Annotated in this window: 11 protein-coding genes; 7 read left to right on the plus strand and 4 right to left on the minus strand. The window is 40.6% G+C overall.

Annotation, left to right across the window (positions count from 1 at the left end):
• Positions 1 to 523 (minus strand): RNA methyltransferase (locus NJ959_RS21205; protein WP_254013735.1); only part of this gene is annotated, 523 nt, incomplete at its 3' end.
• A gap of 80 nt (positions 524 to 603) precedes the next feature.
• Between NJ959_RS21205 and NJ959_RS21210 the strand changes: the two genes are divergently transcribed.
• From NJ959_RS21210 to NJ959_RS21230, 5 genes are all read left to right on the plus strand, one after another.
• Complete coding sequence (locus NJ959_RS21210; protein ID WP_254013736.1) at positions 604 to 765, plus strand: DUF2256 domain-containing protein; 162 nt, start codon at positions 604 to 606, stop codon at positions 763 to 765.
• 382 nt (positions 766 to 1,147) lie between these two features.
• Positions 1,148 to 2,086 carry an isoaspartyl peptidase/L-asparaginase gene (locus NJ959_RS21215; protein ID WP_254013737.1) on the plus strand — a complete coding sequence of 313 codons (939 nt, stop codon included), beginning with the start codon at positions 1,148 to 1,150 and terminating at the stop codon, positions 2,084 to 2,086.
• Positions 2,087 to 2,207: 121 nt separating this feature from the next.
• Complete coding sequence (locus NJ959_RS21220; RefSeq protein WP_254013738.1) at positions 2,208 to 2,459, plus strand: type II toxin-antitoxin system HicA family toxin; 252 nt, start codon at positions 2,208 to 2,210, stop codon at positions 2,457 to 2,459.
• Positions 2,449 to 2,703, plus strand: a complete 255-nt coding sequence (locus NJ959_RS21225; protein WP_254013739.1) for a type II toxin-antitoxin system HicB family antitoxin — start codon at positions 2,449 to 2,451, stop codon at positions 2,701 to 2,703. The genes NJ959_RS21220 and NJ959_RS21225 overlap by 11 nt, the downstream gene beginning before the upstream one ends.
• A 23-nt stretch (positions 2,704 to 2,726) precedes the next feature.
• Entirely contained in the window at positions 2,727 to 2,990 is a 264-nt protein-coding gene (locus NJ959_RS21230) for a hypothetical protein (protein WP_254013740.1), read from the plus strand.
• Positions 2,991 to 3,014: 24 nt separating this feature from the next.
• Here NJ959_RS21230 and NJ959_RS21235 read toward each other — a convergent pair whose 3' ends face one another.
• Positions 3,015 to 3,740 carry a Tat pathway signal protein gene (locus NJ959_RS21235; protein WP_254013741.1) on the minus strand — a complete coding sequence of 242 codons (726 nt, stop codon included), beginning with the start codon at positions 3,738 to 3,740 and terminating at the stop codon, positions 3,015 to 3,017.
• 4 nt (positions 3,741 to 3,744) lie between these two features.
• A complete protein-coding gene (locus tag NJ959_RS21240) occupies positions 3,745 to 4,257 on the minus strand; it encodes a hypothetical protein (RefSeq protein ID WP_254013742.1) in 513 nt (170 codons plus the stop codon).
• A 331-nt stretch (positions 4,258 to 4,588) separates the two neighbouring features.
• Here NJ959_RS21240 and NJ959_RS21245 point away from each other — a divergent pair, with 331 nt between their 5' ends.
• The gene (locus NJ959_RS21245) at positions 4,589 to 5,935 is read left to right on the plus strand and encodes a helix-turn-helix domain-containing protein (protein ID WP_254013743.1); all 1,347 of its coding nucleotides are present in this window, start codon (positions 4,589 to 4,591) and stop codon (positions 5,933 to 5,935) included.
• A gap of 260 nt (positions 5,936 to 6,195) precedes the next feature.
• Here the strand turns inward: NJ959_RS21245 and NJ959_RS21250 are convergent, their stop codons facing one another.
• Positions 6,196 to 7,710 carry a serine/threonine-protein kinase gene (locus tag NJ959_RS21250; RefSeq protein WP_254013744.1) on the minus strand — a complete coding sequence of 505 codons (1,515 nt, stop codon included), beginning with the start codon at positions 7,708 to 7,710 and terminating at the stop codon, positions 6,196 to 6,198.
• A 359-nt stretch (positions 7,711 to 8,069) separates the two neighbouring features.
• Here NJ959_RS21250 and NJ959_RS21255 point away from each other — a divergent pair, with 359 nt between their 5' ends.
• Entirely contained in the window at positions 8,070 to 8,570 is a 501-nt protein-coding gene (locus NJ959_RS21255) for a pentapeptide repeat-containing protein (protein WP_254013745.1), read from the plus strand.
• Positions 8,571 to 8,629 lie beyond the last annotated feature (59 nt).

Below are 8,629 nucleotides of genomic sequence, written 5' to 3' on the forward strand. Positions count from 1 at the left end.
CTGTTATCTCTAACATCTCTCCTCTGGACTCTTCCCTACTTATGGTAAACTGATATAGTTCGTAACAGCAAATGGCAACTGCTTGTGCCAAGTTTAAGGCTGGATATTCTGGACTAGAGGGAATACCGATAAATCTTTGGGCGTAATTGAGTTCTATGTTATTTAATCCTCTGTCTTCTGGACCGAAAATTAAGGCAGAGGTTACGCCCTCTTCCAATAACCAGGGGAGTGCTACTCTGGGGGGTTCTAGTTTAATGGGGAGATCCCGCCTTCGGGCTGTTGTTGCGATCGCTCTATGACATCCGACTAAGGCTTCAGGTAATGTGGCTACTTCCTGGGCTGATTCTAATATATCTCCACCGTGGACTGCCATGAGTCGTGCTTCTTTTGAGAAGCGATCGCACTTGGGATTCACTAACCATAGCTGATGCAATCCCATATTTTTCATTACACGGGCAACTGAACCCACATTCAATGGTCCAGCAGGCTCTACTAAGATAATCCGTACCCGTTCCAATGTCATTCGTTGTTGGTTGTTGGTTGTTGGTTGTTGGTTGTTGGTTGTTGGTTATTTGTTGTTGATTTATCCCTAATTTAGCCAGTATGACACGAGCGCGTTCTAAGTCTGACCTGCCCCAAAAAATTTGCCCCGTTTGCGGATTCTCCTTTAGCTGGCGCAAAAAATGGGCAAAATGTTGGGATGATGTCAAATTTTGCTCAGAGCGCTGTCGCCGACGTAAAAATGGGAAACTGGAAGTGCCGTGAGGGGTAAGCTCCCCTCTCAGGAGCTTGACATGGGATTGCCCAGGGCAGCGGCAAAGCTAACCGCGCTTTTCAGCTCGGAATAGGTATCGCCAAGCTTGTCAGATCAGACTCAAGATTTTTAGCTCTCTCTGTTCCTTTTTTGACTTGTTCGTGGTATTATGAGATAATGGGAGTGGTGACTTAAATAAAATTTTTGCACAGATTTCCATTATCTAATTTTAACAAAAAAAATATTTTTGCGCAACCCCCCAGGAGCGGTTTTTTTGATTTTTTTGATTTCTCCCCAGACTCTAGCCCCTTGCCCCTGCTTTATACTTTCTTAACTTGACATAATATACCATCTGAATTATGATGTTATGTTTTCGGTGTCACTAAATTACAGATGCAACCAAAACTTATTATCCACGGCGGTGCGGGCAGTTCTCTCAATGGTAAAGGGGGGGCAGATGCGGTTCGGAAGTCTCTCTATAAAATAATAGAGGACGTGTATGAAAAATTGTTACGGGGTGCTAATGCTCGGGAAGCAGTAATCCGGGGGTGTCAAATGCTAGAAGACGATCCTGGGTTTAATGCGGGAACCGGTTCAGTATTGCAATCCGATGGACAAATCCGGATGAGTGCTTCTTTAATGGATGGGAAGGCGATGCGGTTTAGTGGGGTGATTAATGTCTCACGAGTCAAAAATCCGATCGACTTGGCGAATGTTCTGCAAGATTCCCCGGATCGGGTTTTATCAGATCATGGCTCAATGGAATTACTGCGAGAAATGAATGCCCCAGTTTACAATCCCCTAACTGATTTACGGTTAGAAGAATGGATGCTAGAACGCCAAGGTAATTTTAACAGAACAATGGCATCCGTGGTTGCCGAACGAGAATTGGTGACGGCATCTGAAGCAAGACGGGGTACGATTGGTGTAGTTGCTCTGGATAATCAGGGAGCTTTGGCTGTAGGTACCTCCACAGGTGGTAAGGGATTTGAAAGAATTGGACGTGTCAGTGATTCTGCCATGCCAGCGGGAAATTATGCTAATCGCCATGCCGGGGTTAGTTGTACGGGTATTGGTGAAGACATTATTGAAGAATGTCTGGCTGCGAAGGTTGTTGTCCGGGTGACGGATGGTTTATCGTTGCAGGAAGCGATGGAGCGTTCATTTATTGAAGCGCGGCGGAATGAGCGAGATTTTGCTGCTATTTCTATAGATCGCACAGGTGCGATCGCGTGGGGCAAATGCAGTCAAGTTCTTTTGGCAGCTTACCATAATGGGGAACAGATGGGTGACACTCTGGATATGATTGATGATGTAGATGGGATTGGATAGATTTAGCTTTGGTTGAATTTTGAATAATTTCGAGCTACGGTAATTTAGGACTAGACAAAACACAGATCATTTTCAATACCGTACAAAACCCCATATTCTCAAAAATGCTATGATTCGGTAAATGAGTAAACTAAGTAAATTAATTAAATATCTTCTTTCTCGTCCTCCTGAAGCCAGATTTGAAGATATCAGTTATGTGCTAGAAGCTTTTGGGTATCAAGAAATTAGATCGCGGGGAAGTCATCACGCTTTTGAGAACGAGGAAGGAGAAGTAATTATTATCCCGAAAAAAGGAGGGAAGAAAGTCAAACGAACTTATATTGAAGAAACTATTAGATTACTAGATTTAGCAAACTGGAAAGATGAAAACTAACTCTCAAATCGAACATCAATCTTTAGAAGATTATCTCTCTTTAAAATATCCTATGTCCATTTACCCGGAAGATGATGGAGGATATACAGTGATGATTCCGGATTTACCAGGTTGTATGAGTCAGGGAGAAACCTTAGAAGAAGCACTGGAAAATATTAATGAAGCGAGAGATTTATGGATCGAAACTGTTTACTATAGTGGGAAAAAGCAAATTCCTTTACCTTCTAAAAGAATTTCAATATAATACAATTACTTGGTGCAAAAAATATGGCACTAACAACGCTGAACCAAATAATTAAACAGCTTGAAACACTTGAAATAGAAGAAATTCAACAGCTTAATCAAACAATTCAAAAATATCTGATTAATCGAGAAGAAACTCTCAATAAAGCATCATTTCACCAAACTTTGATTAATTCTGGTTTAGTAAAGCAGATTAAGCATCCTCCATATCAGATGATTCCTGAGAGAAAATTAATTCAGGTTGAGGGAAAGCCTGTTTCTGAAACTATCATTGAGGAACGGCGTTAATCAGGTGTCCTCATCGCTAAAAAATTAGGCAAATTTAACTTCAACAATGATATTTCGGCGAGGTTGACCACCAGCTTCAACAATCAACTCTACATTACCACGTCCCCCTGCACCAGGTTCAATTAACTCATAGCGAGAAGTAACTTCACCCAAGGTTGTGCGATAGTTTGCAAAACATATATTTTGGTTCCCAGTTGCACCAGGAAAACTATCCCCTTCCCAGCTACACCAATCATCAAATTGAGAAAGTACGGGTAAAAGTGAATCCGCAACCTGATTAGGAGAAAGTCCTTGTTTGGCTAGCACTTGAGTAGCAACGTGAATGCCTGTCATTGTTGGTCCAGTAATTTTAGCGGTGCTAATTTCACTTTGATACTTCTGCACAAAGCCAAAACCTACATTTGGTCCCCAGTTATCTTGTCTTTGTTGCCCCCAAAAAATGCTAGTTTGAGCGCGTGCAAGTTCCGTTTTGTTTGCTGTAAATTGACGTTCAACGAAATCTCGATCCGCCAGTTGAATTGCCAAAAGTTCTTCTTCAGAAGGACCAAATGAGTCGGACAAACTTCCAATAACTCTGCCAGCAGCAAACCGCAATAGGCTACCAAAAATTGCACGGGATGATAATCCTCTCAGTAGCAAGCCGAAAATAAACGCTTCTGCTGGTTTGGGGAAAAATATACCAGAGGTAGTTGCCAGAGAAGCGCCACCTAAAATAGCTAACTGAGTAAATTTACGTCTGTTGATACTCATATTACTATCTTCGACCTGGAGTTGAGGAAATAGGTTCAAGAAGGGCTTGTATGAATGAAACTCTTGTACCCCGATGATCGTTATTATTAGGAATTTCTATGGCAACACTGCTCACCTTACTGACATCCAATATTATAAGGGATGCTTCACTTACAGACAGGGATCTAGAATCAGCCAGATTTCCATCAAGATAAACGTTGACATCTACAGGCTTGTTAGCACTTCTATTATCAGCAATACCAAAAGCTAAACGAAGAGTTTTAAACTTGGGTTGAGATCCAGCAGGTCTAATCCTACAGGTAATTAATGAGTCCAAGTCAGTCATATAAAAAATTTCGGTAAATACCTGTCTACCTATAGAGATATCCCGCTGACTGTCTCCCATACTTCCACGGGTAACGCAACCACTTGAAAACAGTGAAGTAGTACGCTGTTGTCCTTGCGCTACTTGCCAAGCAGATCCCGCAAAAACTAGGCATATTGTGCCAACTGCGGCAATTTTACGGATTAACTTCATTTTTCCTATCATCTCTCCCGCTTGCGGTGTTTTATAGAACTTACGGAGTGACACTACATATAGTGGTAATGGTGCGTTAGCAGAGGATAACGCACCCTACAGATAGATGCGTTGCGTAAGTCCTGTTTTAGTTAAAAAAGTAGAACTTTATCTAACTAGTAAAATGACCTTTCTCCTATGCTAAACTCCCTATTCCAAACACCGCCAACTGAAAAAAAACTGATTTTATCGCATTTTTATTAAGAAATATTAAGTAAAGATACGAAAAAACCTGATTTTATAGGCTTGAACTAAGCTATAATGGCTAAAACGCATACCACACCTTAGTTCTATGAGTGTTACAGAAATTTTACAACTTGTAGATCAGTTAGTCGAGAAACAAACAGGAAAACACCTAGACGATTTAGAAAAAACTGTGGTTAAAGGAATTTGGCAAGGTAAAACTTATAGTGAAATTGCTGATGAATGTGGGTATGACAGCAAAAACTATATTGGCGATGTTAGCCGTAAGTTATTTAAAACTTTATCTGAAGAGCTGGGGGAAGATGTTAATAAATATAATTTTTGTTGGACATTAGAAAGAGTTATAAATTTTCAGTTTGTTGGTGTAAACACTAATATTACCTATTGCCCCTTTTATCCTCAAGCAGATACAAATCAATCTATACCTGATGAAGAGAAAACCACTAAAAACACGATATATCACGACTTAACCCTAGCCCCCAAAATCACCCATTTCTACGATCGCAAAACCCAACTCCAAACCCTATCCCACTGGCTAACCCACCAAAACACTCGCCTCATCTCAATCTTAGGAGTAAGCGGAATAGGCAAAACCACCCTAGTCAAACACTTCATTGACCTAAATCTACAACAATTTGATGTAATAGTCTGGAAAAGCATCAAACTAACTCAGTCTTTAGATACAATTATTACTCAAATCTTAACAGCCATTAATCCAGAATCTATTCAAACTGATAATAAATTAACTGAATTATTCAATCTTTTCCGTCAGCAAAGATGTTTAATTATCCTTGATGATGTCCAAGAAATATTTACCACCAGACAACTTGCCGGACAATATAAAAATGAATCCAAAGACTATAAAACATTTTTCACAAGGATGACAGAAATCGAACATCAAAGTAGTTTAATATTAATCAGTCAGGAACAATGCCAAGAGATGATATCCTTAGATGAAGAATTGTATCCTATAAAATGCTTAGAATTAGAAGGGGTAGAGAATACCGAACTTCTGAGTAAGCTAGGATTAAAAGACGAGTCAAGCTGGTTAAAGCTGATTCAGTTATATGAAGGCAATCCAGTTTATCTAAAAAATATTGCTAGTTTAATTAGAAGGATATTTTTGGGGAAAGTATCTGAGTTTTTAAGGGAAGATGGTTTACTGCTGACGGAAGATCTAAAATCTTGGTGCAATGAATTATTTCAACGACTATCACCAATCGAACAACAGATTGTTTTAGAAGTGAGTAAATCTAATCAACCTCTGTCAAGAGAAGATTTAAGACAATCCTTATCCTTATCCTCAATGGAATTGATTAATGGCTTACAATCTTTAAGTAAGCGGTATTTACTCAAACCAATAGAAGGAGAGAAAATTTCATTTAATTTATCTCCTGTTTTTCGAGAGTATGTGAGAAATTTCTGTCAAGATTGATAGTTGTTTAAGCCCTGGCAAACTCAGTTTCGTCTATTGTAAAATTACGCTCCTCTCGCTTCTTTGCGTACCTTTGCGCTTACCTTTGCGTACCTTTGCGTTAAAAAACACCCTGTTACCTTCAAATAATAACCGCTCTATCTGAATTAATATCCTCACTTTCGCTAATAAAAATCAAAGATTTTAAAACCCGCGCAGGCGGGTTTTGTTTGTGTAGACGCGGTTTTAACCGCCCTCTTATGAATGGGTAAGATGTTATTTCACCTTTGCCCCTTCTCCAATTTAGCTAATAACTTCTCAGCAATCTCGCTCCAATCATCCCGCAAAGCAGCATCTTCTGACTTATTTGTCAATACTCGTCCCTTTAATTCTGGGTGTTGTTGATGAAATAATTCATCAACTTTCTTATTAAAGTCTACATGATTAATTTTCAAAGCATCGCGGCGCTGGAGAATTTTTTCGAGTCGAGTTACTTCAACTTTGGGGAGAGATATATCTGGTTTATTACCAGAAATACCAATCGGAAACGAGGGAGGTTTAAAAACAGATTTAACTACTTTAGCAACAGCCACACTACCAATTACCAATAATAAACCCGCACCAACTGCGATCGCAATTACTTTCAATTCCTTTCGATTTGCTTCCTCTCGTTTGGCAATAAAAGAGTTCACCTTTTGGCGTAATTTCTGACGAGGTGCGGCGACAATAGTAGCAATTCTGGAAAGGAAAGTACCACCTTTGGGCACATTAGGTGCTGGAGGTGGAGGGTTATTCGCAGGTTGCTTTGGTGAATTCTGATTGGGCGCGACAACAACTGTGCCTATTTGGGAGAGATTATTCTTATTTTTAGGAGGATTAGCAGGTTGGTTGGCTGGTTGAGCTGGGCTAGCTACAGTACCAATTTGACAGGGATTATTCGTAATTTGAGATGTGGCGGGTTTCGGGAGTGCGAGTAATACATCTTTTGCAGATTGGTAGCGATCGCTCATCCGGTGCGCTAACATTTTATTTAATACCTTGCTCAAATTTGGACTAACTTTCACCTGTTTATCCCAAATCCACTTGGCATTATGAATATCGTATAAGTCTCGCGGATCTTTCCCTGTCAGCAACACGACTACCGTCGCGGCTAAAGCATACAAATCACCCGCCACAGAAGCTTTTCCCTGTCGCATTTGTTCCTCTGGGGAGTAACCAGGTTTGCCAATAACTGTACCGGGTAATCCAGTAAACTGAGATATGGCATTGGCGGTTATTTGTTTGACGCTACCGAAGTCAATTAAAACGGGAAGTTTGTCAGAATTGCGTAGAATTATATTATCGGGAGAGATATCGCGGTGAATAATATTTTTGCCGTGGATATATTCCAAAACTGGTAGAATCTGTTGCAGCAGTTGGGTAACTTCCACTTCACTAAGTCGCCCTTTCGACTCCAGTAACTGCCAATAGGTTTGCCCTTCAATATAATCTTGGACAATAAATAAAGTATCTTTCCCGTTAATCTCTACCCAAAGTAATTCTCGGCAGCGGGGAATTTGCGGATGTTCGAGTGCAGAAAGCATTCCGGCTTCCCTGGCAAATAATTCCTTAGCTTTGCGCAATTCTTCCTTATTTTTAACTTGGGGATCGAATCCTTTAATCGCCAAACGTTCCTTGTGCTGTTGGATATCTTCTGCTAAGTAAGTCCGTCCAAAACCGCCACATCCCAATTCTCGCACGATGCGGTAGCGGTTTTCTAAAATTGAGCCAACAATAAGAGATGAGGAGTTAGCCATATCGGGGAAGGCGGTTTACAGTGGTTTTATTTCTTAGTTTAACTGGTTGACGAGCGCGATCGGGCAACTCGCACCCTGCCTTTTAGAGATTCTGGATCAAAAAGCTCGATTTCGCCTCTATCTGCTAACACCTAACTCCTAACACCGAACTCAGGTTGTTGGTGAAGAAGCCGTAGCGCTTCGGGAATCACCCCACTTCCAGAGCGATACAGACTACTTCAAGACATACGCTCAGAAACCCGGTTTCTCCAAAAAATCGTGGGTTGAGACAATCGATTGCGATCCCAAGTATAACAAAATTAAATTTGCCACAATTGCACCCAATATGGGACAATAACGGAGGTTAATAATTAAATTTTATGCTTCTTACCCGAATAACAGCATTCATCTGGACGAGCATATTCGCGATCGCACTTTGGTTTCCCTTGCCAGCATTAGCATCGAACTACCCGCCTCCCCTATCCTACAGTAACGCAGAATTGACAGGGAAAGACTTTTCCCGTCAAATATTAGTGGGTGCTGAGTTTGCCAATTCTAATTTGCAATTCACTAACTTTGGCGATGCTGACTTGCGCGGGACAGTTTTTAGTGGCTCAGTCATGACTAAAGTAAATTTGCACGGAGCCGATCTATCTTATGGAATGATAGATCAAGCTAATCTAACAGGTGTAGATCTCAGCGATGCTATTTTAGTCGAAACTATCTTACTAGGTTCCATCTTCAAAGATACTAATATTACAGGTGCAGATTTCACTAATGCAATTCTAGATGGTGCCCAAGTGAAAGAATTGTGTGCTAAAGCAATCGGTATAAACTCAAAAACAAATATTGTTACTAGCGATTCATTAGGATGTCAGTAAACTAAACAACCAGTGGGGAGTGGGGAGTGGGTTTTTTGGAGTGGGGAGTGGGGAATCAC

The organism is Limnofasciculus baicalensis BBK-W-15, from assembly GCF_024178385.1.
Taxonomy (GTDB): domain Bacteria; phylum Cyanobacteriota; class Cyanobacteriia; order Cyanobacteriales; family Coleofasciculaceae; genus Limnofasciculus; species Limnofasciculus baicalensis.

Excerpts from the sequence above, each read along its gene's own strand:
- NJ959_RS21210 (WP_254013736.1), top strand. The coding sequence starts at position 604 with ATGACACGAGCGCGTTCTAAGTCTGACCTGCCCCAAAAAATTTGCCCC.
- NJ959_RS21215 (WP_254013737.1), top strand. The coding sequence starts at position 1,148 with ATGCAACCAAAACTTATTATCCACGGCGGTGCGGGCAGTTCTCTCAAT.
- NJ959_RS21220 (WP_254013738.1), top strand. The coding sequence starts at position 2,208 with ATGAGTAAACTAAGTAAATTAATTAAATATCTTCTTTCTCGTCCTCCT.
- NJ959_RS21225 (WP_254013739.1), top strand. The coding sequence starts at position 2,449 with ATGAAAACTAACTCTCAAATCGAACATCAATCTTTAGAAGATTATCTC.
- NJ959_RS21230 (WP_254013740.1), top strand. The coding sequence starts at position 2,727 with ATGGCACTAACAACGCTGAACCAAATAATTAAACAGCTTGAAACACTT.
- NJ959_RS21235 (WP_254013741.1), bottom strand. The coding sequence starts at position 3,740 with ATGAGTATCAACAGACGTAAATTTACTCAGTTAGCTATTTTAGGTGGC.
- NJ959_RS21240 (WP_254013742.1), bottom strand. The coding sequence starts at position 4,257 with ATGAAGTTAATCCGTAAAATTGCCGCAGTTGGCACAATATGCCTAGTT.
- NJ959_RS21245 (WP_254013743.1), top strand. The coding sequence starts at position 4,589 with ATGAGTGTTACAGAAATTTTACAACTTGTAGATCAGTTAGTCGAGAAA.
- NJ959_RS21250 (WP_254013744.1), bottom strand. The coding sequence starts at position 7,710 with ATGGCTAACTCCTCATCTCTTATTGTTGGCTCAATTTTAGAAAACCGC.
- NJ959_RS21255 (WP_254013745.1), top strand. The coding sequence starts at position 8,070 with ATGCTTCTTACCCGAATAACAGCATTCATCTGGACGAGCATATTCGCG.